The organism is Kitasatospora sp. NPDC057015, assembly GCF_042673745.1.
Classification (GTDB): Bacteria; Actinomycetota; Actinomycetes; order Streptomycetales; family Streptomycetaceae; genus Kitasatospora.
On record NZ_JBHUSG010000016.1, the window covers coordinates 42,161 to 65,969 of the forward strand.

Sequence of the window (23,809 nt, forward strand, 5' to 3'; positions counted from 1 at the left end):
GGGGGCGGCAACCGGCGGCGGGCCCGCTCCGTCGTGGTTCAGGCGTTCTCGGGGGTGGCGCGGCGCAGCCGGATCACCGGGATGTCGCGCTCCGTCCGGCGCTGGTAGCCCGCGTAGGGCGGGAAGACGTCGACCAGCGACGGCCACACCCGGGCCTTCTCGTCGCCGGACAGCACCTCGGCGGTGGCGGTGAACCGCTCGGTGCCGACCCGGAGCCGGACTCCGGGGTTCGCCGTCAGGTTGAGGTACCAGACGGGGTGGTGGTCGGAGCCGCCGAGCGAGGCGACGACGAGGTAGTCCTCGCCGTCGCGCCCGTAGATCAGGACGGTGCGGCGCCACTGGCCGCTCTTGCGGCCGAGCGTGTCCAGCAGGAGGCAGGGGGCGCCCTGCATGGTGGTGCCGACGGTGCCGCCGGACTCCTCGTAGCGGCGGGCCTGTTCGGCCACCCAGCCGGTGGGGCTGGCCGTCGCCTCGTACTCGGTCATGCGCTGCCTCCTGCTCCGGGCGCCGCCCGGGGCACCCGCTCCGGCGGGCGCCGTGCGGCGCCCGCCGGACCACGGTAGTCGAGCGGGCCCCGGCCGGCGCGGGGGCCACACCGGGCCGGCGGTGGGCGAACGGCCCGGCGGCGGACGGGACTGCGTGGTGGCGGACGGAGGCGCCGACCGCCCGTGCGGCAGCCGCCGCGCCGACGGACGGAGCGCGCGGATCAGCCCGGGACGTCGGAGGGTTGGACGTCGAGGGGCGTGTCCAGCAGGGTGCTCAGTTCCGCGACCAGCACCTCGGTCCGCGCGCTGTCCAGGCCGCCCAGCGGGGCCAGGAGTTGCTCCAGGAGCTGCTGCACGACGTCGACGGCCCGGCGGGTGGTCTGCTGCCCCCGGTCGGTCAGCGACAGCCGGACCGCCCGGGAGTCGGCCGGGTCCTTGGCGCGCTCGACCAGGCCGGCCTCCTCCAGGGCGCGGGCCAGCTTGGACACGTACAGGGCCTCCAGCCCGGTGTGCTCGGCCAGCTGGCGCTGGCTCGGCTGCCGGCCGGTGCGCTGCATGCCCAGCAGGGAGGCCAGCAGCGAGTACTGCGCGTGGGTCAGGCCCAGCGGTGCGACCGCCCGGTCGACGGCGACCCGCCACTTCGTGGACAGCCGCCAGACCAGGAAGCCGGGGGTGGGGCCCGGGGTTGCCTTGCTCATACAAATACCGTACATGGACATTGAGTACATGGCGCCTGACTGCCCCGGGCCGCGGCACCCGCGGCACCCGCGGCCGACCGGCACCCGAGCCCCGGGCCCTCCGGCGGGCCGGACGGTCTCAGGGCCTGCGCGGCGGTGCGTCGAAGACGCAGTCGCCGCAGATGCCGGCCCGCGGGCCGATGCGGTAGTACAGGCAGCAACTGCCCCGCCGGAACACGGGGGTGGCGGCCGGACCCGCGCAGGTCAGGGTGCCGGTGCCGGCGAGCGGCCCGAGCGCCAGCAGGTCGTCGGCCAACCGCCGGGCCGTCCGTGCGGCCTCGGGATCGTACGCGCTCGCCCAGCTGTGCAGGACCCGCAGCGAACCGGCGAGCGCGGAGGCCGCGTTGCCCCACAACAGCCCCTCGGAGACCGGCGCCACGGCACGGACGGCGGCGGCGAGCGGCACCAGGTTCTCGGTCACCACGGTGCGGTACAGCCGGGCCGCGGTCGGCGGCTCCACCCCGTGCGCCCGGGAGCCCTCGGACGGCTCCCGGCCGTCCCGCCCATCACGGCCGAGCGGGTCGGCCGTGAGGCGGAGCACCAGGGGGCCCTGCGGGGGCAGCAGGGCGTGGACGCGGTCGGGGTGCAGGTCCACCGTCGTGCCACCGAGCGCGGCCGCACCGAGGGCCACGGACCAGAGGCGGGAGGCCAGCCCGAGCTGCAGGATGGACGCCGCCACCCGGGGCTCCGTCGTGCCCAACCGCCGGGCCACCGCCGGGATCCGCTCCGCGAGGACGGCGTCCGGCCCGGTGGCGTAGAGCTCCCGCAGCGGCCGTAGGCCGTCCGGCCGGGCCCGCCCCGACGTACCACCCGTGCCGCTCCGGGGGTCGGTGGGGCCCTCGGGTGCGTCCGTGAGGATCTCGAAGTACGGCCCGACGGCGGCCAGTCGGGCGGTGAGGTGGGCGGTGAGGCGGGCCGGGCGTGCGGTGCGGGGCTCGGTCACGGCGGGTGGTCCCCCTGGGCGGGCCGGCGGCGTTCGTCATCGGGCGGTTCGAGCCGATCCTACGGCGCCCGGCCGCGACCGTCGGTGAGCCCGACGGACCGAGCCGCGAGGCGGGGACGCCGACCGCGCGGCGGGGTGCGCCGGTGGGGACGTGGGCGGACCCACGAGGTGGGCGGTTGGCCTCCGGGCTTCAACCATCGCCCTCCGGCCGCTCAGTTCGATCGTCGACCGAGGTACCAGCGGCAGACCTCGATCTGTCGCCACTGCCTCCTGCGGTCGAACTCCTCGCCCACTTCGCAGGTCCACCTCCATGATGCGCCCGAATTGTCCGGGATGCCAGGGTTCACTGCGGGGAATCCTTGCGCAGGAACCTCTTCAGCCGCTGCCAGGTCCAGGTGTTGATCACGTCCTCCGGGGTGAGCCAGCCGCGCTGCGCCGTGCCGATGCCGTACCTCGGGTTCGCCAGGTCGCGGGTGGAGTGCGCGTCGCTGTCGACCGCGAACCGGACCCCGAGGGCCCGGGCGCGCAGCACGTCCTCGTCGCGCAGGTCCAGCCGGTGCGGGGAGCCGTTGATCTCCATGGCCGTCCCGGTGCGGGCGCAGGCCCGGAACACCTCGTCGAGGTCCACGTCGATCGGCGCCCGGCGCCCGATCAGCCGGGTGGTGGGGTGACCGATCACATGGACGTGCGGGTTCTCGCAGGCGCGGACCAGCCGGCGGGTCTGCGCGGCCCGGTCCAGGCCGAAGTGCGAGTGGACGGAGGCCACGCAGACGTCGAAGCCGGCGAGGAAGTCGGCCGGCCAGTCCACCCCGCCGTCCGGCCCGATGTTCAGCTCGGTGCCGTGCAGCACCCGCATCCGGCGGTGGCGGCCGTCGAGTTCGCGGACCAGCTCGCGCTGGGCGAGCATCTTCTCGTCGGTCATCCGCTGCATCACCAGGTCCGGTGCGTGGTCCGTGACCGCGTAGTAGGCGTAGCCGCGCGCGGCCGCCGCCGTGAGCATCTCCTCCAGCGGGGCCAGGCCGTCCGTCAGGTCGGTGTGCGTGTGCAGGTCGCCGCGCAGGTCGCGTTCCGTCACCAGCCGCGGCAGCTCACCGCGCAGGCCGGCCTCGATCTCCCCGCGGTCCTCGCGCAGCGGTGGCGGGATCCAGGGCAGCCCGAGCGCCGCGTAGACCTCCTCCTCGGTCGCCGAGACGATCTTCGCGCCGCCCGGCCCCGCCCTGAAGAGCCCGTACTCGGAGAGCTTCAGGCCGGCCTTCACGGCCATCGTGCGCAGGCGGATGTTGTGCGCCTTCGAGCCGGTGAAGTACACCAGCGCCGCGCCCCAGTCCTCCGGCGGCACGACCCGCAGGTCCACCTGGACGCCCTTGGTGGTGCGGATCGAGGTCTTGGTGGCTCCGCCGACCAGCACCTCGGCGACGAACGGCAGCGCGGTGAACGCCGCCATCAGCGGAGCGGAGTCCTCGGCGGCGGCCAGGACGTCGAGGTCGCCGGCCGTCTCCCGCATCCGCCGCAGCGAGCCGGCGTGCTCGCAGCGGGTGCAGCCGGGGACGGCGGACAGGGCCGCCACGATCTCCTCCGCCAGCGCCGTCGCCACGTCGATCCCGACCCGGCCGCCCGCCTGCCGCTGCAGCTCGACGCCGCGGAGGATCCGCTCCGCGCTGCGCTCGCCGAAGCCCGGCACGTCGGCCAGCCGGCCGGCCCGGGCCGCCTCGGCGAGGTCGTCCACCGAGCCGATGCCGAGATCCCGGTACAGGGCCAGGGCCTTCTTTGGGCCGACCGTCGGGATGCCCATGACCTCGCGCACACCCGGCGGGATCTTGGCGCGCTGCTGCTCCAGGGCCTCGATCCGGCCGGTGCGCAGGTACTCGCCGATCTTGTCGGCGGTGGACTTCCCGACGCCCGGGATCTCCAGCAGCCCCTTGACGTCCAGCCCGGCGATGTCCCCGGCGTGGCCGCCGACCGCCCGGGCGGCCTTCTCGTAGGCGCGGGCCCGGAAGGCGTCCCCGCCGGTGATCGCGATGAGGTCCGCGTACTCCTGGAGCAGCGACCTGACCTCGTCGTTGAGCCGGGCCATGCCGCCAAGTCTAGGTTCCGACCCCGCATCGCGCCGGATTGGACCGCCCGGCGGCCGCGTGCGCGCCGGGCCGTCCGGGTGCCGGCGGGGCTGGTGGGGCGGCGCGGGCGGCGCGGGCGGGGGTGGCAGCGCGGCGCCGGCGGAGTGACGCACCCCGCCGTTCGGCGGGTCGGTCCGGGACCGCAGCACGATGCCCCGGCTGTGGGATTCACCCAGACTGGGCCGGTACGTCACATCCCGTTCATGCCCGCGCACCTCGTACCAGGTGGACTGCCGACCCCGGGTGGACCGGGTTCGGTGCTGTTGCCGGCGCTCGTCCCGGTGTCGGGCCGCCGCCGGGCGGTGCGGACCGCGGGCCCGCCGGGGCACCCGGCCGCTCCGGCGGGGATGTGTGGAAGTGAGCGAGGAGCCGAGATGGCGTGGGGCAAGCGGTGGACCGTCCTGAGGGGCAGGCCGGACCCGGAGGGCGGGCGCCCGCAGCGGTCGGGCCGGCCCCCGGCGTTCGCCGTTCCGGAGGTGCTGTCGGCCGACGCGCTCGCCCGGCTCGACGCGCACGGACCGGCCGGCTGCGGCACGCCGCTGGGCCGGCTCTCCCCGGCGGCGCCGGCCGTCCCCGGGGACAATGCGGCGCCGGGCCCGGTGGCCGATGCCGGCGAGGCGGTCAGGCTCGCGGTCGGCGGCGGGCCGAGCGGCGCCGTGCGGCTGCAGATCCCGGCAGGGCTGCCGCCGGTGGCCGCCGACGGCACCCGGCTGCGCCTGGCGGTGGCCGCCCTGGTCGAGCACGCCCTGCGACGTCGCCCGCCGGGTACGAAGGTCCTGGTCGGGGTGGTGGCGGTGAGCGGTGCGGAGGACGGGGGAGCCGGGCGGGTGGAGATCCGCGTGGTGGACCGCGGGGTGAGCGGGCCGGGCGAGGCGAAGTACTGGACGGTGGTCGAGCGCGCCCAGCGCGCCGCCCTGGCGGCCGGGGCCCGGCTGCGGGTGGAGGACACCCCGGCCGGCGGCCTGACCCTGGTGCTGGAGCTGGGCACGGTCGGCGACCGGGACTCCCGGCACCGCGGCTGACCGACCGGTGCCGAGCAGGCCCGGTGCCGGCCGGACGCGGAGCCGAGCGGAGGCGGGGTGGCGCGGCCGGCCGGCGGGTACCGGCCCGAAGCCTCCTGATCCGGTGCCCGCCCCGCCCGCCCCCGCGTACCGCTCGCGACGAGGTCAGGCCTTGCGGGCGACCCCCGCGTAGCCGGGGGCCCAGACCTCGGCGTCCTCCGGGTTCTCCGGGCGCCACTTCGGGAGGGCGACCAGGCCCGGGTCGAGCAGCTCCAGGCCGTCGAAGAAGCCCACCACCTCGGCGTACGGGCGGGGGCTGACCTGGGCCGCGGCCTTCTGGTAGGCGGCCTTCCCGGCGGTGGAGTACTCCTCCGGGTCGAAGTCGCCGGTGGCGTGGGAGAGGATCAGGAAGCTCCCGGGGGCCAGCGCCTCCAGCAGGGTGCGGACGATGCCGTGCGGGTCCTGCTCGTCGTCGACGAAGTGCAGGACGGCGACCAGCATCAGCGCGATCGGCTGGTCCAGGTCGATCGCCTCGCGGACCCGCGGGTCGCTCAGGATCGACTTGGGGTCGCGCAGGTCGGCCTGCAGCACGGTGGTGGCGCCGTGGCCCGCACCCGCCATCAGCGCGCGGGCGTGGGCCAGCACGATCGGGTCGTTGTCGATGTAGACGACCTTCACGGCGGGGTCGACCTGCTGGGCGACCTCGTGGGTGTTGCCCGCGGTCGGGATGCCGGTGCCTATGTCCAGGAACTGGGTGATCCCCTCGCCCGCCACGTACCGGACGGCGCGCTGGAGGAAGGCGCGGTTGGCGCGGGCGGCGGACGGCGTCGCCGGGGCGAAGGCCAGCACCTTCTCGGCGGCCTCGCGGTCGGCGGGGAAGTGGTCCTTGCCGCCGAGGAAGTAGTTGTAGATGCGGGCGGGGTGGGGGATGTCGGGCCGCAGATCGGTGGGCGGACGGAAGTCCTCCGCCGTCCCGTCCATCCACGAGGTGTTCTCGGCCATGACTGCCTCCGCGTTCCTTGATCGCTCCCGGTCGGGATCAGGATAGGGGTGCGGGGCCGCGGGCGCGACGGCCGGTTCCGGTCAGTGGTCGAGACAACCGGCTTGCGGAGCATCCGATGTGACGTGCAGTCCGTTGCGTCCCCTTCCGGGCCCTTCCAGGCGCTTGCGGACGCTTCCGGGTGCTTTCCGGCCCCGGGCCTGCCTGCCTCCGCCCGGCTCCGCTCCGCCCGGCCCTGCCCTGCCCGGCTCGTCGGAAGGGGCGGAACCCGGAACGGGCGGAGCGGACACGACCGTCCCGCCGGGCCCGCCCCCGCGGGGGGGCGCGGCGGGCCCGGCGGGGCGGGGGGGCCCGGGCCCCGGGGGTAGGGCCGGGGCGGGGGGGGGGGGGCCCCCCCCGGGGGGGGGGGCCCCCCCCCCCCCCCCCCCCCGGCCCCCCGGGGGGGGGGGGCCGGGGGGGGCCCCCCCGGGACGGGTGGCCCGGGCCGGATGGGTACGGCCGGGGCGGAGGGGTCGGGTCAGTGCTGCCAGACCCGCACGTAGTCGACCTGCATGTCGGCCTGCGGCACGATCGTCCCGCCCTCGGGGCTGACCGCGTTGTTCAGGATCAGGTACTGCGGGGAGGAGCTGATGCCGGTCGTGATCTGGCCGACCTGCTTGCCGTCGTAGTAGTACGTGACCGAGCCGGGCTTCCACTCGGCGCCGTAGGTGTGCCAGCCGCTGTAGTTGCCGGGGGCGCAGCCGCCGGGGCCGCCGGAGGGCGAGTGGTAGTGGTAGCAGGCGTCGCCGCCCAGGCCCTCCATCACGTCCATCTCACCGTCGGTCGGCCAGTTCTGGCCGTCGGTCCAGAAGGCCGGCCAGTTGGCGATCGTGTTGCCGGCGGCCGGCAGGTAGATCCGGGCCTCGAAGGCGCCGTAGGTGAACTGGGCCTTCCCGTTGGACTGCACCATGCCGGAGCGGTACGGGTAGGTCTTGCCGTTGGCGACCGTGTCCTGCTGGGCGGTGGTGAGGTGGAGCGAGCCACCGCCGACGCTGACCTGGGACGGCGCGTAGGCGGCCGTCTCCGAGCCGGTGACCGGCGGAGTGGTGCAGGTCGGGCAGCCCAGCCAGTTGGGGGTCCACTTGGAGCTGTCCAGGCCGGAGCCGTTGAACTCGTCCGCGAAGACCGAGCGCCAGCTGCCGGCGATGCCGACCGGGCCGCTGCCGGCCGGCGAGGAGGACGGGCTCGGCGTCGGCGTCGGGGTCTGGGTGGGGCTCGCGGTCGGGCTCGGCGTCGCGCTGGCGCTCGGGCTGGGCTTCAGCGTCGGGCTCGGCTTGGGCGTCGGGCTCGCGGTGGGGCTGGGCTTCAGCGTGGGGCTGGGCGTCGCGCTCGCGGTCGGGCTCGGCTTGGGCGTCGCGCTCGCCGTGGGGCTGGGCGTCGCGGTCGGCGTGGGCGACGGCGTCGGGGCGGGTGCGGCGTCCGAGGTGAAGGTGCCGACCGGGGTCAGGTTCTTCCAGACACCGCCGGCCTTGTAGGCGACGAAGTAGGTGTACTTGCCCGCCGGGAAGCTCCGGCTGTCGGGCTTGAACGTCGTCTGCGAGGTGCCCAGCGTGGTCTGGATCGCCCCGGGGAAGTCGTAGTTGGCGCCGTTCGCCGCCCGCACGGCCACGGTCAGGCTCTGCAGGCTGATGCGCTTGGTGGCGTGGATCTTGGCCGTCGCGGTCACCGGGGAGGTGGCCGAGGGGGCGGTGGAGGAGAGCGTCAGGGAGTCGACGACCACGGGGATCGTCGCGGCCTGGGACTGGACCGCCCAGGTGGCGGCGCCGGTCGCCACTGCGGCGGTGGCGAGGCCGGCGGCGGCGGCCCGTTTCCAGGCGGCCGTTCGGGCACGGCGGTGCTTCGCGTGATTGAGCATGCTGTGGGGGAACCTTTCCTACCCCCCCTCAACGTGGCCGGACTCATCCGCCGGCAGGAGCGGAGGAGAGCCCGATGAACGTGGAGCCTGCGGGAACGGGCCGCTCCGGCGCAAGCTCGGATTTCGGCATATGCCAGCCGGCTGCGGGCTCGTTCGTCGACAAAGTGCCTGGTGAACGGCGGTACGGGCCGGCCGGGGCGGGCGGATGTGAGGTCGGGCACAGGTGAGTCAGGCCACAGACCGGCCGGCGGCGCCGACACCGGCCGCGGACCCGCCCTCGGCCCCGCCCGGAGCGCCCGGGCGGCGTGGCCGCCGGCGGTGGCGCCCCGGGCCCGCGGGGCGGCACCGGGCCGTCGCCGGCGGCCGTCAGGGCTTCGGCACCGTCGGCACCCGGGTGACGCCCGAGGCGTAGGTCGGCGGCGGGGTGCGGCCGGCCTCGGAGCGCCAGACGTCGGACAGCTCGGCGGGGAAGAGCCGGCCGCTGCGCACCAGGACGACCCCGGGGGCCAGTTCGAGTTCGTCCCCCGGCCGGAACCCGTGCTCGCCGCCGGGCGGGAGCTGCTGCCAGAGCCCGAGCCGCCCGCGCCGGTCGGCCCGCCGGATCCGGGTGCCGTAGCTGCTGAGGTCCTCGACGCGGACGGAACCCTGCCGTACCGTGACGCCGAGGTGGCGGCGGCTGAGCCGGCCGGCGCGTTCCGGCGCGAGCAGCCCGTGCAGCGGGATGCCCTCGCCGCCGGGGTTGCGCCCGACGACCGTCCGCGAGCCCTCGTCCAGCGTGTAGCGGGCCGCGCAGACGCCGTCGATCACCGCCTTGAGCTGCGCCGTCCCGGTGCGCGGGCCGGCCTCCAGCAGTGCGCTGCCGTGCAGTTCGCAGGTGGGCACCCCGCGCCTCATCCGCGGCAGCAGGATCCGCCCGCCGCTGCGGGTGTCGTAGAGCGAGCAGCGCGGCTCCGGGCAGGTCCACGAGCGCCGGACGACGTCCGTCAGCGGGGTCCGGCGGGAGTCGAGCAGCCCCTGCTTCTTGAGGGCGTCCAGCTCCAGCTTGCGGGAGATCTCCACCGCGGTGCGGTGGCCCATGTCGAGCGGGACGAGCAGGACGGTCCCGGGGCCCGGCAGCCGGCCGTGCCGGCGTTCCGGCTTGAGGAACTGCCAGGTGTTGCCCTGCAACCAGGGGTGCTCCTCCCGGTAGGGGACGTAGTGGTCGCCGGTGATCACCCGGGTGCCGGTCATCCCGGCGATCTCCAGCACGCGTTCGTCGGCGTCGCCCACCTCCTCGACCAGGCCCCGGTCGACCCAGCGGCGCAGCAGCACCGGCTCGGCCGGGTCGGCGAACTCGTGCTGTCCGCCGAGCAGGCTGCGGTCGGCGATCGGGTAGAGCGTGACCCCCGGGTCCCCGGTGAGCGTGATCAGCGCCCTGACCACGAGGTCCAGCCGGCGCAGCGAGCGCGGGCCGATCCCGCCGAGTGCCGTGTCGCGCACGATGTTGGAGAGGTCGACCAGGTAGTCGGCCCGGTCCGCCGCGGACGCCAGGTTCTTCTCCACCACGCCTCCAGAGCCGTGCTGACGCATCGTCATGTCGTGCGGCGGCGGCGAACCGCCGGACAGGACGGCACTGTACGCGGGTCGCACCGCGCGCGGCAGGCGGATCGGGAGGGTCGGGAGGGCGCCACCGGGTGCTCGCCGGGCCGGGCGCTGCTCGCGGGCCGGGCGCTCGCGGGCCGGACCACCGGCCGGGCCGGACCACCGGCCTGCGCGGCGGGCCCGTCCGGGGCGGCGGCCGGGTGTGCGGAATCCCTCCCCGGCCCGCCCGGCCGCCAGTAGCATCGCTCTGCGATCAGACCGGGGAGGGCGATCACATCAACGGCATGGGTGGCGGCGGGTACTTGAAGCCGATCGGTCCCGACGATCCGCGGGAGCTGGCGGGATACCGGCTGCTGGCCCGGCTGGGCGCGGGCGGGATGGGGGTGGTGTACCTCTCGTACACGCGCGGTCGGCAGCCCGTCGCGCTGAAGGTGATCCGCCGGGAGTACACCGACGACGCGGAGTTCCGCCGCCGGTTCCAGCACGAGGTACGGGCGGCGCGGCAGGTGTCCGGGTACCACATCGTCCCGGTGGTGGACCACGACACCACGGGCGAACGGCCGTGGCTGGCCTCCACGTTCGTGCCCGGACTCGCCCTGGACGAGACCCTCGACCTGGGCGGGCCGCTGCCGGTGGCCACCACCCTCCAGCTGGTCGGCGCGGTGGCGGAGGCACTGCGGGCCATCCACGCCGCCGGGGTGATCCACCGCGACCTCAAGCCGAGCAACATCCTGCTGGGGGCGGGCGGCCCCTGGGTGATCGACTTCGGCATCGCCCGCGCCGCCGACGCCACCAAGCTCACCCGCAGCGGCGGGCTGATCGGCACCCCGGAGTACATGTCGCCGGAGCACGCCGGCGGGGAGCCGCTCACCCCGGCCAGCGACGTCTTCTCCCTGGGCCTGCTGGCGGCGGTGGCGGCCACCGGTCGGCACCCCTACGGTGACGGCGGCACCATCACCCTGGTCGCCAGGATCGTCAACACGGCCTTCCGGCCGCCGGAGCTGGGCGGCTACCCGGCGCCGCTGCGGGGCATCCTGGAGCGCTGCCTGGCCGCCGACCCGGCCGACCGGCCCTCGGCCGGCGAGCTGGCCGCGCTCTGCGAGGTGGCCGTCGGCCGGGCGCCCAGCGACTTCGCCGGCTGGCTCCCCGACCCGGTGATGGCCGAGATCGCCCGCCGGGCCGCGCTCGCCCGGGAGGTCCAGGACGCGGCTGCCAGGGACGCGGCCGGCCCGCCGCCGCCCGGGCCCCCGGCGTACGGCCCGCCCGGGTACGGCCCGCCGCCGGCGGAGCCGCCGCGCCCGAACGGTCCGCCCCCGGTCGTCGGGGCCCACCCGGAGCCGGCCCGGCCCGCGCCGGCGCAGCCGACCCGGCCGCCGTGGCCCGGCCCGCCGGCCCCGGCCGCTCAGTCCCAGCAATCCCAGCAGTCCGAGCACCAGCAGTACCAGCAGCACCAACCGCAGCACCCGGCGCCGCCGCCGCAGTCACCGCCGCAGTCGGCGCCCGCCGTCGGGTCGGTCGCCCCGGCTTCGGCGCGGGCGGGCGGCCGCCGGGTGCGGCTGTGGGCGGCGCTGCTGGTGGCGGCCGTGGTCGCGGCCTCGGTGACCGGCTGGATCATCAGCCGGGACGACGGGAAGGAGGACACCGCCGGCGGGCCGGGCACCCCGCAACCGGGGGCCTCCGCGCCGGCGGCCGGTGCGCAGACCCCGGCGGGGGACGCCGCGCCGACCGGGCCCACGCCCGGCGCGGCCTCGACGCCCCCCACCGGGGGAGCGGCCCCGTCGGCCGGCTACGTGGTCAGGTTCCAGGACCGGCCGATGGCGATTCGCGGGGCCGGCCGGCTGAACAGCGCCATGGTGGACTTCGACCTGGCCAAGGTGGAGCGGGACTGGGACACCAGCGACAAGGAGTGGAACTACTACGAGAACGACGACAGCTCCACCCTGACCTTCCTCACCGGGACCGGGAAGAGCCGGGGCCGGACGGCGGACAAGTGCCGCGAGGCGGCCGACGGCAGCCCCCTGCGCTCCCCGGTCCGGATGAAGGAGCTCCCCGCCACCCTGCCGGTCGGCTCCCTGCTGTGCACCGTCACCACCAAGGGCGATCTCGCGATGCTGGAGATCACCGCCCTCACCCCCGTCGGCGGCCTGTTCGACATCGAGGGGAAGCTCACCCTCTGGACGGCTCCCTGAGCGGTCTCTGGGATGATGCGCCTCATGGACGCGGCTCGTACGGGTGAGGCGATCGTGGTGGGCTCCGGCCCGAACGGGCTGGCGGCGGCGCTCACGCTGGCCCGGGCGGGGATCGGCGTCACCGTGCTGGAGGCGGAGTCCGAGATCGGCGGCGGGACGCGGACGAGCGAGCTGACCCTCCCCGGCCTCCTGCACGACCACTGCTCGGCGGTGCACCCGCTGGGCGTCGGCTCGCCCTTCCTGCGGTCGGTCGGCCTGGAGGACTACGGGGTCGAGTGGCTCTGGCCCGAGCTCGACCTGGCGCATCCGCTGGACGCGGCCCCGGCGGGCGTACTGACCCGCAGCCTCGACGGGACGGCCGAGCGCCTCGGTGCGGACGGCCCGGCCTGGCGCCGGCTGTTCGGGCCGCTGGCGGGCGGCTTCGACGAGCTGGCCGCGGACGTCCTGCAGCCCGCACTGCGACTGCCCGGACACCCGCTGAAACTCACCGGCTTCGGCCTGCGGGCCGTCCAGCCCGCCGACCTGCTCGCCCGGCGCTGGCGCACCGACCAGGCCCGCGCCCTGTTCGCGGGGGCCGCCGCGCACGCGATGCAGCCCCTGAGCCACCCCATGACCTCCGCCTTCGGCCTGATGCTGCTCGCCTCCGGGCACCGTTTCGGCTGGCCGGTGGCCCGGGGCGGCTCCCGCACCGTCACCGACGCGCTGGCCGCCGCCCTGCGTGCGCTCGGCGGCCGGATCGAGACCGGCGTGCGGGTGCGGTCGCTGGACGAGCTGCCGCCGGTGGCGACGGTGATGCTCGCCGTGGCGCCCGGCGCGGCCGCGGACATCTGCGGGGAGCGCCTGCCCGCCCGGGTCCGCCGCGCCTACCGGCGCTGGCAGTACGGGCCGGGCGCCTTCAAGGTGGACCTCGCCGTGGAGGGCGGCGTGCCGTGGACCGACGAGGCCTGCCGCCGGGCCGGCACCGTGCACCTGGGCGGCACCCTGGAGGAGATCGCCTTCGCCGAGCGGGAGATCCACCGCGGCAGGATGCCCCGGCGCCCGTTCGTGCTGGTCGCGCAGCAGTACCTCGCGGACCCGGGCCGCTCGGCCGGTGACGTCCACCCGGTCTGGGCGTACACGCACGTCCCGCACGGGTACGCGGGCGACGCCACCGACGCCCTGCTCGACCAGATCGAGCGCTTCGCGCCCGGTGTGCGGGAGCGGATCGTGGGCCTGGCGAGCCGTTCGGCGAGCGGGCTGGAGCGGCACAACGCCAACTACGTGGGCGGTGACATCGGCACCGGCGCCAACACCGCCCGGCAGACCCTGCTGCGCCCCCGGGCGGCGCTCGACCCGTACCGCACCGGGGTCCCCGGGGTCTACCTGTGCTCGGCCGCGACGCCGCCCGGCGGCGGGGTGCACGGGATGTGCGGGTTCAACGCGGCCCGCTCCGCCCTGCGCGGCCTGGGTCACGCCGGGCGCTGAGCGGAGCCGCCCCCGGGTGGCCGTCCCGGCGGACCCACCACAGCAGGACGACGCTGACCAGCGCGGCCAGCGCGCACCAGGCCGAGGCGAAGGCCAGCCGCCAGAGCAGCGCGCCGGCCACGGCGCCGGCGCCGGTGAGCAGCCCGAGCAGCCGCAGCACCCGGTCGCCGCTGAGCAGCAGCGAGCCCACGGTGGCGAGCAGGTACCCGGCCACCAGCAGCGGCGCGTACGGGATGCCGATCGCGTAGCTCAGGGCGTGCCCGCTCGCCTCGGCGGACACGGGGTGCGTGGCGACGGCCACCGCGAGCGCCGCCGCGACCACCAGACCCAGCACCGCGAGGGCGGTCCGCAGGCCCCGGCCGGGCGGATCGGGAACCGCCCGGCGGACGCCCACCGGCACCAGGGCGGGCAGCAGCGGCAGCGCGATCACCGCCCAGACGGTGCGCGCCCACTGCGCGGGCCCCGGGCCGATCCTGCCGTCGACGCCCAGCCAGACCGCCGCCTCGACCAGTTGGTGGACCCCCAGGACGAGCGGCAGCGCGGCCAGTGGCAGCTGCCCGGCCCGCCTGACCTGCGCCAGGCAGGCGAGCCCGATTCCGCTGACCACGGCGCCCGCCACCAGATCGGCCTCGGCGCTCCAGCACATGGGGACTCCTGGTGACGGGTTCGGGCGGTGACGGGTTGGGGAGGTGACGGGCCGTCGCCGTGTCAGCGGCCGGTGCCGGTGCCAGTGCCGGTGCCGGGGTCCGCCGGGCCGTCGGGGCCATGGCCCGTCTCCGTACCGCTGCCGCTGGGACTGCCGCTGCCGCTGCCGCTACCGGGGTCGGGGCCGGTGCCGGTGTCGGCGCCCGGGCCGGAGCCGGGCATGGCCGGATGGCGGCCGATCACCACCACGCCGACCACGATGCCGACCAGCCCGACCGCCTCCCAGGCCAGCGCCCCCGGCGTGACCCGTAACCGGTCGCCGAGGAAGGCCACCGCACAGGCGATCCCGGTGAGCGGCTGCGCGGCGGTCAGCGCGGGCAGGGACATCCGCAGCGGGGCCGCCTCGAAGGCGCTCTGCACCAGCAGCAGTCCCACCACGCCCGCGGCCAGTACGGCGTACGGCTCCCACGTCCGCAGCACCTCGCCGACCCCGTGATCGTCCAGCCGCTGCGCGACCGTCCGGGTCAGCGCGTCCTGGAGGCCGTACAGCAGGCCGGCGGCGAGGGCGAGCAGGGTCGCCTCCTCCAGCAGCGGCATCCGGCGGGCGGTCGAGACCAGCAGCACGGTCAGTCCGACCACGATGCCGACGGTCAGCCAGTGCCGCAGTGCGCCCGCCTCCGGCCCGCCGCCCTGCGGCTGGCCGGCCACGATGAAGGCCGTCACCCCGGCGGCGAGCAGCAGGACCCCGAACCAGCCGGAGCGGCCGAGCGACTGGCGGGTCAGGATCCGGGCGAGGGCCATCGCGAAGAGCAGGTTGGTGGCCAGCAGGGGTTCGACCAGCGAGACCTCGCCCTTGTCCAGGGCGAGCGCGCTCAGCGCCAGCCCGCAGACCATGAAGGCGGTGCCCAGCAGCCACTGCGGCATCCGGAGCAGGTCCAGCAGCAGCCGCCAGTGCAGCAGGTCGGCGCGCGGTGCGCGCTGGGCCGCCTGCTGCTGGAGGACGAACCCGAGACCCAGGCAGCAGGCCGCGCCGATAGCCAGGAGGAAGACCACCACGGAGGACCACCCAAAGGTCTGGTGGCTGCGCCGTATCCGAGCCGGTCCGGCCGGTCCGGTGCCACGGCGCGCTGTCGCCAGCCTACCGCCGGGGGCCCGGCCCGGTCCGGTGCGCCACCGGCGCGCGCGTCGCACCGCAGGCCCCCGGTTGCGGCTTGCCGCCGGGCCCCGCGCGGGCGCACGCTGGTGGGAGCGGGTGCGACGAGGGGGTCGGCGCAGGAGGTGCGGCATGCACAACCAGTGGGACGTGGAGCTGAGCTTCGAGGAAGACGGGGTACACACGGCGTGCGAGGCCCGACTCGTCGGGGCCAGGGCGCCGGGTCTGAACGCGCACGGTGAGTCCGTCCGCAGCGCCGACGACCGGCCGCTGGCCAGGATCGGTGAGGAGATGGCCGCCTCCCGCGCACTGGAGGAACTCTCGCGCAAGCTGCGCACGCAGGCCACCGGTGAGATCGACGACGAGGGCCACCGGCCCGCCTACCTGATCTACTGACCGATCCGCTGATCGGATTCCCCGACCGGTAGGACAGGTTGGACCAGTGGGGCAGGCGCGGCCGGCGGGACCGGAACGACCGCTTGGGCCGGACCGGTGGCCGTGCCAGCCGCGCAGCACCGGCGCGGCACCGGCACCGGCGCCGGGCCGGGTTCACGCCGGTCCGGTTCACGCCGGGCCCTAGCATGGCGGGATGGACTTCCTGAGCCTGGCCGAGGTGGAGACGATCGCACGGCGGGCGCACGACGGGCAGGTGGACAAGGCCGGCCGGCCGTACGCCGAGCACCTCGCGGCCGTCGCGGGCGGCGTGCGCGAGCGCGGGGGCAGCGCGGAACAGATCGCCGCGGCCTGGCTGCACGACGCGGTCGAGGACGAGGCGCTGTCGCAGGAGTGGCTGGACGCCGCGCCGCTCCCCGACACGGTCAAGGCGATCGTCGCCGCCGTCACCAAGCGCGCCGGGGAGGCCCCGGAGGAGTACGCGGCCAGGATCCTGGCCACACCGGGCGCCCTGCTGGTCAAGCAGGCCGACCTCGCCCACAACTCCGACCCGGAGCGGCTGGCCGGGCTCGACCCCGCCACCGGCGAGCGGCTGACCGCGAAGTACGCCCGGATGCACCACCTGCTGGGCCTGTCCGGCCCGGCGGCACCGGTGCGCCCGACCGGCTGAGCCACCGTCCGACCGCCCCGGCCACGCTGCCCGGTCGGCCGCGCCCGCGACCTCCGTCCCCGGGCGGCGCGGGCCGGTGGCGGAGCCCGCGAGCCGGGCCGTGCCGTCCCCGCCCGGGCACCGCACCTGGGTGCCGGCCGTTGTGAGCGTGAACGAATACACTCCCGTTCGCACTCATGAGAGAGTCGGGGTGCCGAACCGACGAGGGGGCCACGAGTGGCAGCAGGAAGCACCGAGCCCGAGCCGCGCCAGCCCGTGATGGCGGATGTCGCCCGGGTCGCCGGGGTGTCCCACCAGACGGTCTCCCGGGTCCTGAACGGTGCGCCGCACGTGCGTCCCGACACCCGGGACCGGGTGCTGGCCGCGATCCGCGAGCTCGACTACCGCCCCAACTCGGCGGCCCGGGCCCTGGTCACCCGGCGTTCGCAGACCCTCGGCGTGGTCAGCTTCGGCAGCGCGCTCTACGGGCCCGCCTCGATGCTGGACAGCATCGAGCAGGCGGCCCGCAGCGCCGGGTACTTCGTGAGCGTGGCGAGCCTGCGCTCGCTGGACAGCCGCTCCGTCCAGGAGGCCGTGGACCGGCTCCGGGACCAGGGCGTGGAGGGCGTCGTCGTCCTCGCCCCCCAGATATCCGCGGTCAGCGCGGTGGCCAGACTGACCACCACGGTGCCGGTCGTCGCGGTCGGCTCGGGCAGCCGGTCGCGGGTGCCCATGGTCGCCGTGGACAACGAGGCCGGTGCGCTGGCCGCCACCCGCCACCTGCTCGACCTGGGCCACGACACCGTGCACCACATCGCCGGACCGGCCGGCTGGCTGGAGACCACCACCCGGCAGGACGGCTGGCGCAAGGCCCTGGAGGCGGCCGGCGCCCCGGTGCCCCCCGTGCTCGCGGGCGACTGGAGCTCCCGCTCCGGCTACGAGGCGGGCCTCCGGATCGCCGAGGATCCTCAGGTCAGCGCCGTCTTCTGCGCGAACGACCACATGGCGCTCGGGCTGCTGCGCGCCCTGCACGAGTCCGGCCGGGCGATCCCCGAGGACGTCAGCGTGGTCGGGTTCGACGACATCCCCGAGGCCGCCTACTTCACCCCGCCGCTCACCACCGTGCGCCAGGGCTTCGCCGAGCTGGGTCGCCGCGCCCTGGAGCTGCTGGTGGCGGAGCTGGCCGCCGGCGCCGGCAGCCCCCAGCACGTCCTGGTGTCCCCGGAGATGGTGCTGCGCCGCAGCACCGGGCCGGCGCCGCGTCGCCAGGGCCTCCCGGGCCGGATCCGCCCCTGACCGGGCGCGCCCCGGCGGCGGCCTCGCCGTTCACCGGGCTCCCGGCCCTGTCGCGGCCGGGCGGCGTCGCCGTCCGCGCCGCTCAGAACAGCGCCCCCTGCGCGCCCCGGTCGTCGGGGCGCCGCCGCGGCTCCGACTCGAACCCGGCGCAGGGCCTCCCCCCGGCCGCGGTGAGCGTCCAGCCGGTCAGCAGGCGGGTGTCCAGCAGCAGCGGCGGGTCGGTCGGGCCGGTGTCGAGGAAGAGGTGCCGGCCGACCGGCGCCCGGAGCGTCCCGGCCAGTGCCGCGCCCTCGCCGAGGGCGGTCACCTCCTGGTAGAGCGGCGGTGCGCCGGCGCCCAGTCCGAACAGGTCCACGTGATCGGCCAGCGGTTCGTCCGCCAGCAGCTCGATCGCGTGGCCGGACAGCAACCGCAGGACGGCGGCGCGGAGCTCGGCCAGCTCGTGCCGGCGCGCCGCGGGATCCGGCACGCCCCACCAGCCGCCGCACTTGGTGCGGGTGGTGAGGCGCTCGCGGGCCAGGCCCGCCTGGGCCACCGTCAGCTCGGCCCGGCGCACCCCGGGCAGCGGGCCGCGCCCGACGAAGGTGTAGCCGAGTGCGGCCTGCTCCAGCAGCCGGGTGGTGCCGCGCCGTTCGGCCGTGATGCCGACCTTGAGGACACCCGGCCCGAACCAGGCGAGGTAGAGCCGGTAGGTGCGGCCGTTGTCCAGGACCTGGTCCCGGGCGAGGGCCAGCCCCGGGTCGGCGTCCTGGCAGGACGGGCACTGGACGGCCTTGCCGCCCGGGTCGATCTCCGCCGCGAACGGGCACGGGTGGTGCCCGCCGGACGTCCGGACGCCGGTGCAGCGGCGCGGCCCGCCGACCAGCCACCCGACCGGGGTGCCGGTCGTGACCGTCCGCGCGTGCTCGCGGGCCCCGTTCCGCGCGGTCAGCTCCGGCCGGCCGCCCTGCCAGCGAAGGCCGGTGGCGGTCCAGCCGGGAGCGGGCCGGGTGGCGGATGAGGTCACGATCGGTGAGCGTACGTCCTGCCACCGACAGTCGGCGCCGCGGGGAGGTGCGCGGCGGCCGGTCGGCTGTGCGGGGGCCGGGTCAGTCGAGGGTCCAGCGCTGGCTCGCGCCGCCGTCGCAGGCCCGGAGGTCGAGCACCGTGCCGTCGGCGGAGCCGCGGCCGGCGGTGTCCAGGCAGAGCCCGGAGCGGTCGTGGCCGACGCCGGCACCCGGCCGGACGGTCCACTTCTGATCGGCGGCGCCGGTGCAGCCGCGGAGGGTCACCGGGATGCCGTCCGGCCCGGCGTCGCCGACCGCGGCCAGGCACTTGTCCCCGTAGACGACGAGTTCGCCGCGCGGCGTCGCGGTAAACGTCTGGTTCCGGCCACCGGTGCAGCCACCGAGCGCGACGGGGGTGCCGTCGAGGACGGCGCTGTCGGGCAGTTCGGCGCAGCGCCCGGAGCCGGCCGCGACCAGGGCCGCGCCGGCCGCGCCGGGCAGTGGCCGCAGCCGGACCGCGTCGAGGTCGGGGGCCCACGCCGCGGGGTTGCCGAAGGTGAGGGTGTTGGCCGCGCCCTTGGCGAGCGAGAGCAGCACGGACACCGTGCCGGGGGTGCTCCAGGAGCCGGTGGGCGGGAACGAGAGGACGGTCGGGGCCTGCCCGTTCACCCGGAGGGTCGCGGTGCGCGGCACGGAGTCGCCGTTGACGTAACCGATGTCGGCGAGGTGGACGCCGGCCGCGCCCGCGCCGACGCCGGTGAGGGTGAGCGTGGTCCCGCCGCCCACCGACCCGGCGGCGGCCCCGCCCGAGCAGGCGGGGCAGGTGGTCACCACGGCGCCGCCGCGGGCCCCGGCCTCGGCCTCGTACGCGGTGTCCGGCGCCTCGGTGCCGGTGACCGTCAGCAGGACGGAGCCGCCGGCCGGCACCTCGGTGGTCCAGCCGCCCGCCGGGTCGCCGCGGTCGCTGCCCGCCCAGACGTCGCGGACGGCGGCGGCGGCGCCGGTGAGGCCCAGGTCGACCCAGCGGACGGTGACGGGGGCGGCCGCGGCCGTGCGGTTGAGCAGCAGCACCGCGCGCCGGCCGGTGCCGCTCAGCACCTTGCCGTAGACCTGGAGTCCGGCGGTGTCCTCGGCGACCTCGACGCCCTGCAGTCCGCGGCCGTCCTGGTCGATCGCGATCAGCTCGCGGTTGGTGAGGGCGGCCCTGGTGGCGGCGGTCATCCGGGTCAGGTCGTTGCCGGCCAGCAGCGGTGCGCCGGCGACGGCCCACAGGGCCAGGTGGGTGCGGTTCTGGGCGTCGGTCAGGCCGTCCATGCCGGCCATCAGCATGTCCGGGTCGTTGTGGTAGCCGGTGTGCTGGGCGGTGGGGTGCAGGCTGCGGTCGAAGTTGGCGAGCACGGCGGCGGTCGAGGGCCGCTCGCCCCAGTGGATCACGTCGCCGCTGGTGCGCCACATGGCGGCCGTCCCGGCTCCCCAGTTCCAGGGGCGGCCGACCCCCCACTCGCAGATCGAGAGGAGCATCGGCCGGCCGGTGGTCGCGGTGGCCCGGTCGACGGCGGCGGCGATCGCGCCGTAGGTGGTGCGCGGGTCGAGGTGCTCGGCGTCGCCGCCGCACCAGTCCACCTTGAGGAAGTCGAAGCCCCACTCCTGGAACCGCAGGGCGTCCTGGAGTTCGTGGCCCTCCATGCCGGTGTCGGCCGCGGGCGGCCGGGTGCTGGGGTAGTAGTAGCCGCAGCCGTTGCGGCCGGCGTCGGTGTAGATGCCGGCCTTGAGCCCCCTGCCGTGGATGTAGTCGGCGACGGCGGCCATTCCGCCGGGCCACCGGACGGGGTCGACGGTGATCTCGCCGGCGTCGTCGCGGGCGCCCTGCCACCACCCCTCGTCGATGTTGACGTAGCGGTACCCGGCGGCCGGCAGCCCGGCCGCGACGAAGGCGTCGACCTGGGCCCGGACGGTGGCGAAGTCGATGCTGCTGGCGAAGCTGTTCCAGCTGGCCCAGCCCATCGGGGCGGGCGGCACGGCGATCTGGACCGCGTCCGGGGCGGCGGGCCGGGCCGGCCGGGCCGCGGGGTGGTCCAGCGCGACGAGTGCGGCGGCGGCGGTGCAGAGCACCAGGGCCCGTACGGCGGCCCGCCTGAGCCGGTGGGTCATGAGCGTTCCTCCACGGTGGGGGCGCCCCGGCGGATCCGGTGGAGGCCGCTCGCAACCGGCTCCGCCCGGCCCCGGGGGACCGGGACCGGGCGGAGCACCGGCGGACCGTCCGGCCGGGCGGTCGTCCGCGGTGGCGGAGGAGCGGACGGCGGAGGAACCGCGGGCGGGTCAGGAGCCGACCTTGCGCTTGTTGTAGACGTCGAAGCCGACCGCCGCCAGCAGCACCAGGCCCTTGATGACCTGCTGGTAGTCGGTGCCGACCCCGACCAGCGACATGCCGTTGTTGAGCACGCCGAGCACCAGGCCGCCGATGATGGCGCCCAGCACGGTGCCCACACCGCCGCTGGCCGAGGCGCCGCCGATGAACGCGGCGGCGATCGCCTCCAACTCGAAGTTGATACCGGCCTGCGGGGTGCCGGCGTTGAGGCGCGCCGCGAACACCATGCCGGCGAGTGCGGCCAGCACGCCCATGTTGACGAATGCGAGGAACACGACCCGCTTGCTCTTGACACCGGACAGCTTCGCCGCCGGCTCGTTGCCGCCGATCGCGTAGGTGTGGCGGCCGAGGATGGAGTTGCGCATGAGGTAGCCGAAGCCGACCAGCAGCACACCCAGGATCAGCAGGACGACGGGGAACCCGTGGTAGCTCGCCAGCAGCAGCGTGAAGACCAGCACCGCGGCGGTGATGGCGGCCAGCTTGGCGAGGAAGAAGCCCGTCGGGAGCAGCTCGATCCCGTACCCGGCGGCCTGGCGCCGGCCGCGCAGCTCCTGGAGGACCGCCAGCACCAGCACGCCCAGCCCGAGCAGCAGGGTCAGGTTGTGGTAGTCGGTGTGCGGGCCCACCTCCGGCAGGAACCCGCTGCTGATCTTCTGGAAGCCCTTGGGGAACGGCGCCACCGACTGGCCCTGGAGGAGGATCTGGGTGCCGCCGCGGAACAGCAGCATGCCGGCCAGGGTGACGATGAAGGACGGGATGCCGACGTACGCGATCCAGAAGCCCTGCCAGGCCCCGGCCGCCGCGCCGATCAGCAGCGACACCGTCAGGGCGAGCGGCCACGGCACGTCGTGCCGGACCATCATCACCGCGGCCGCCGCCCCGACGAACGCCGCCAGCGACCCGACCGAGAGGTCGATGTGACCGGCGATGATCACGATCATCATGCCGATCGCCAGGATCAGGATGTAGCTGTTCTGCTGGATCAGGTTGGTGACGTTCAGCGGCTTCAGCAGCGTGCCGTCCGTCCAGATCTGGAACAGGACGACGATCAGCGCCAGCGCCAGCAGCATTCCGTACTGGCGGACGTTGCCGCGCAGCGTCCGGGCCAGCAGGGCGGCGGTGCCGCCGCTCCCGCCGCCGGTGCCCTTCCCCGGGGGCGGGGCGGTCGCCGTGCTCGTCGAGGTCTGCGTGGTCTCGGTCTGGGCCATGTCCCTACACCTGCTCGTTCTCGGTCGCCGCGCTCACGGTCATGAGGCGCATGAGTGATTCCTGGGTCGCGTCCGCCCGGGCCAGCTCACCGGTGAGCCGTCCCTCGGCCATCGTGTAGATGCGGTCGCACATGCCGAGCAGTTCGGGCAGTTCGGAGGAGATGACCAGCACCGCCTTGCCCTGCGCGGCCAGCTCGGCGATCACCGTGTAGATCTCGGCCTTGGCGCCGACGTCGATGCCGCGGGTCGGCTCGTCCAGGATCAGCACCTCCGGTCCGGAGAAGATCCACTTGCTGAGGACGACCTTCTGCTGGTTGCCGCCGCTGAGCTTGCCGGTCTGCGCGAACACCGAGGGCGTCTTGATGTTCATGCTCGCGCGGAAGCCCTCGGCGACCCGGGTCTCCTGGTGCTCGTTGACCCAGCCGCGCCGCGCGACCTTGCCGAGGGCGCCCAGCGAGATGTTGCGGCTGACGCTGTCGGCGAGGTTCAGCCCGAGCTGCTTGCGGTCCTCGGTGACGTACGCGAGGCCGTGGCCGATCGCCTCGGGGACGCTGCGGGTGCGGATCTCCCGCCCGTCCAGCAGCACCCGGCCGCCGGTGTACCGGCCGTACGAGCGACCGAAGACGCTCATCGCGAGTTCGGTCCGGCCGGCGCCCATCAGGCCGGCGATGCCGACGATCTCGCCGTGCCGCACGTCGAGCGAGACCCCGTCGACGACCTTGCGCTGGTGGTCGATCGGGTGGTGGACGGTCCAGTCCTCGACGGCGAGGGCGACCTCGCCGATGTCGGGGGTGCGCTCGGGGTAGCGGTGCTCCAGGTCGCGGCCGACCATGCCGCGGATGATCCGGTCCTCGGAGATCCCCGCCGTCTTCACGTCGATGGTCTCGATGGTCCGGCCGTCGCGCAGGATGGTGACGGAGTCGGCGACCCGGGCGATCTCGTTGAGCTTGTGCGAGATGATGATGCAGGAGATGCCCTGCGCCTTGAGCTCCAGGATCAGGGCGAGCAGCTTGCGGCTGTCCTCGTCGTTGAGCGCGGCGGTGGGCTCGTCCAGGATCAGCAGCTTGACCTCCTTGGCCAGGGCCTTGGCGATCTCGACCAGCTGCTGCTTGCCCACGCCGATGTCGGCGACCCGGGTGTGCGGGTTCTCGTGCAGCCCGACCCGCTTGAGCAGGGCGGTGGCGTGGGTGACGGTCCGGTGCCAGTTGATGATGCCCCGGCCGGCGTGCTCGTTGCCGAGGAAGATGTTCTCGGCGATGGAGAGGTACGGCACCAGGGCGAGTTCCTGATGGATGATCACGATGCCGCGCCGTTCGCTGGCCCGGATGTCCCTGAACTCGCAGGACTCGCCCTCGAAGAGGATCTCGCCCTGGTAGGAGCCGTGCGGGTGGACCCCGCTGAGCACCTTCATCAGGGTGGACTTCCCGGCACCGTTCTCGCCGCAGACGGCGTGGACCTCGCCGGGTGCGACGCTCAGGTTGACGTCGGAGAGGGCCTTGACGCCGGGGAAGGACTTGCTGATCGAACGCATTTCGAGGACGGGTCCGGCCATGGTGGTGGTGCATCCGTTCGACGGGGGCGGCGCGGGGGGGGGGCGGGGGCGGGGGCCGGGGGGGCCCCCCCCCGCGCCGCGGGCCGCGCGGCCCCCGGCCAGCGCCCCCGGGAAAAAAGAGCGGGGGGGCGCGGTAAAGGCCCCCCGCCCC

19 protein-coding genes are annotated in these 23,809 nt (G+C 75.7%); 6 read left to right on the forward strand and 13 right to left on the reverse strand.

The annotated features are described in order from the left end of the window. Window positions 1-38: 38 nt before the first annotated feature. The 4 genes from ACFTWP_RS17555 to polX all read right to left on the reverse strand — a co-directional run bounded on the left by ACFTWP_RS17555 (window position 39) and on the right by polX (window position 4,239). Window positions 39-485: a nitroreductase family deazaflavin-dependent oxidoreductase gene (locus tag ACFTWP_RS17555; protein WP_380265453.1), complete on the reverse strand. Its 447-nt coding sequence runs from the start codon at window positions 483-485 to the stop codon at window positions 39-41. A 221-nt stretch (window positions 486-706) separates the two neighbouring features. Then, entirely contained in the window at window positions 707-1,183 is a 477-nt protein-coding gene (locus tag ACFTWP_RS17560; RefSeq protein ID WP_380265454.1) for a MarR family winged helix-turn-helix transcriptional regulator, read from the reverse strand. A gap of 118 nt (window positions 1,184-1,301) precedes the next feature. Continuing rightward, a complete protein-coding gene (locus ACFTWP_RS17565) occupies window positions 1,302-2,165 on the reverse strand; it encodes a (2Fe-2S)-binding protein (RefSeq protein WP_380265455.1) in 864 nt (287 codons plus the stop codon). Window positions 2,166-2,508: 343 nt separating this feature from the next. After that, the gene (gene polX, locus ACFTWP_RS17570; protein WP_380265456.1) at window positions 2,509-4,239 is read right to left on the reverse strand and encodes a DNA polymerase/3'-5' exonuclease PolX; all 1,731 of its coding nucleotides are present in this window, start codon (window positions 4,237-4,239) and stop codon (window positions 2,509-2,511) included. Window positions 4,240-4,653: 414 nt separating this feature from the next. On the opposite strand from polX, the gene ACFTWP_RS17575 reads away from it, so the two are divergent. Continuing rightward, window positions 4,654-5,301, forward strand: coding sequence for a hypothetical protein (locus ACFTWP_RS17575; protein WP_380265458.1), 648 nt, complete (start codon window positions 4,654-4,656; stop codon window positions 5,299-5,301). Window positions 5,302-5,445: 144 nt separating this feature from the next. Here ACFTWP_RS17575 and ACFTWP_RS17580 read toward each other — a convergent pair whose 3' ends face one another. The 3 genes from ACFTWP_RS17580 to ACFTWP_RS17590 form a co-directional block, all read right to left on the reverse strand. Next, complete coding sequence (locus tag ACFTWP_RS17580) at window positions 5,446-6,282, reverse strand: SAM-dependent methyltransferase (protein ID WP_380265459.1); 837 nt, start codon at window positions 6,280-6,282, stop codon at window positions 5,446-5,448. 515 nt (window positions 6,283-6,797) lie between these two features. Then, window positions 6,798-8,174 carry a family 16 glycosylhydrolase gene (locus tag ACFTWP_RS17585; RefSeq protein ID WP_380265460.1) on the reverse strand — a complete coding sequence of 459 codons (1,377 nt, stop codon included), beginning with the start codon at window positions 8,172-8,174 and terminating at the stop codon, window positions 6,798-6,800. A gap of 366 nt (window positions 8,175-8,540) precedes the next feature. Then, the gene (locus ACFTWP_RS17590) at window positions 8,541-9,716 is read right to left on the reverse strand and encodes an FHA domain-containing protein (protein ID WP_380265461.1); all 1,176 of its coding nucleotides are present in this window, start codon (window positions 9,714-9,716) and stop codon (window positions 8,541-8,543) included. A 341-nt stretch (window positions 9,717-10,057) separates the two neighbouring features. Between ACFTWP_RS17590 and ACFTWP_RS17595 the strand changes: the two genes are divergently transcribed. Both ACFTWP_RS17595 and ACFTWP_RS17600 read left to right on the forward strand, forming a co-directional pair. Further along, window positions 10,058-11,944: a serine/threonine-protein kinase gene (locus ACFTWP_RS17595; RefSeq protein WP_380265462.1), complete on the forward strand. Its 1,887-nt coding sequence runs from the start codon at window positions 10,058-10,060 to the stop codon at window positions 11,942-11,944. A 24-nt stretch (window positions 11,945-11,968) separates the two neighbouring features. Then, the gene (locus tag ACFTWP_RS17600; protein ID WP_380265463.1) at window positions 11,969-13,408 is read left to right on the forward strand and encodes a phytoene desaturase family protein; all 1,440 of its coding nucleotides are present in this window, start codon (window positions 11,969-11,971) and stop codon (window positions 13,406-13,408) included. Here the strand turns inward: ACFTWP_RS17600 and ACFTWP_RS17605 are convergent. Together ACFTWP_RS17605 and ACFTWP_RS17610 are read right to left on the reverse strand one after the other, a co-directional pair. Next, window positions 13,359-14,054 carry a DUF6629 family protein gene (locus tag ACFTWP_RS17605; protein ID WP_380265464.1) on the reverse strand — a complete coding sequence of 232 codons (696 nt, stop codon included), beginning with the start codon at window positions 14,052-14,054 and terminating at the stop codon, window positions 13,359-13,361. The two genes, ACFTWP_RS17600 and ACFTWP_RS17605, sit on opposite strands and share 50 nt — an antisense overlap. A gap of 62 nt (window positions 14,055-14,116) precedes the next feature. Further along, complete coding sequence (locus ACFTWP_RS17610; protein ID WP_380265465.1) at window positions 14,117-15,109, reverse strand: DMT family transporter; 993 nt, start codon at window positions 15,107-15,109, stop codon at window positions 14,117-14,119. A gap of 229 nt (window positions 15,110-15,338) precedes the next feature. Here ACFTWP_RS17610 and ACFTWP_RS17615 point away from each other — a divergent pair, with 229 nt between their 5' ends. The 3 genes from ACFTWP_RS17615 (at window position 15,339) to ACFTWP_RS17625 (ending at window position 17,544) form a co-directional block, all read left to right on the forward strand. Next, entirely contained in the window at window positions 15,339-15,602 is a 264-nt protein-coding gene (locus tag ACFTWP_RS17615) for a dsRBD fold-containing protein (protein WP_380265466.1), read from the forward strand. Window positions 15,603-15,795: 193 nt separating this feature from the next. After that, a complete protein-coding gene (locus ACFTWP_RS17620) occupies window positions 15,796-16,269 on the forward strand; it encodes an HD domain-containing protein (protein ID WP_380265467.1) in 474 nt (157 codons plus the stop codon). Window positions 16,270-16,527: 258 nt separating this feature from the next. Beyond that, window positions 16,528-17,544: a LacI family DNA-binding transcriptional regulator gene (locus ACFTWP_RS17625; protein ID WP_380265560.1), complete on the forward strand. Its 1,017-nt coding sequence runs from the start codon at window positions 16,528-16,530 to the stop codon at window positions 17,542-17,544. A gap of 82 nt (window positions 17,545-17,626) precedes the next feature. Here ACFTWP_RS17625 and ACFTWP_RS17630 read toward each other — a convergent pair whose 3' ends face one another. The 4 genes from ACFTWP_RS17630 to mmsA form a co-directional block, all read right to left on the reverse strand. Then, the gene (locus tag ACFTWP_RS17630) at window positions 17,627-18,550 is read right to left on the reverse strand and encodes a DUF2797 domain-containing protein (RefSeq protein ID WP_380265468.1); all 924 of its coding nucleotides are present in this window, start codon (window positions 18,548-18,550) and stop codon (window positions 17,627-17,629) included. An 82-nt stretch (window positions 18,551-18,632) separates the two neighbouring features. Beyond that, window positions 18,633-20,681, reverse strand: a complete 2,049-nt coding sequence (locus ACFTWP_RS17635) for a ricin-type beta-trefoil lectin domain protein (RefSeq protein WP_380265469.1) — start codon at window positions 20,679-20,681, stop codon at window positions 18,633-18,635. A gap of 168 nt (window positions 20,682-20,849) precedes the next feature. Beyond that, window positions 20,850-22,106 carry a multiple monosaccharide ABC transporter permease gene (mmsB, locus tag ACFTWP_RS17640; protein ID WP_380265470.1) on the reverse strand — a complete coding sequence of 419 codons (1,257 nt, stop codon included), beginning with the start codon at window positions 22,104-22,106 and terminating at the stop codon, window positions 20,850-20,852. Between the two features lie 4 nt (window positions 22,107-22,110). Continuing rightward, a complete protein-coding gene (mmsA, locus tag ACFTWP_RS17645; protein ID WP_380265471.1) occupies window positions 22,111-23,658 on the reverse strand; it encodes a multiple monosaccharide ABC transporter ATP-binding protein in 1,548 nt (515 codons plus the stop codon). Window positions 23,659-23,809 lie beyond the last annotated feature (151 nt).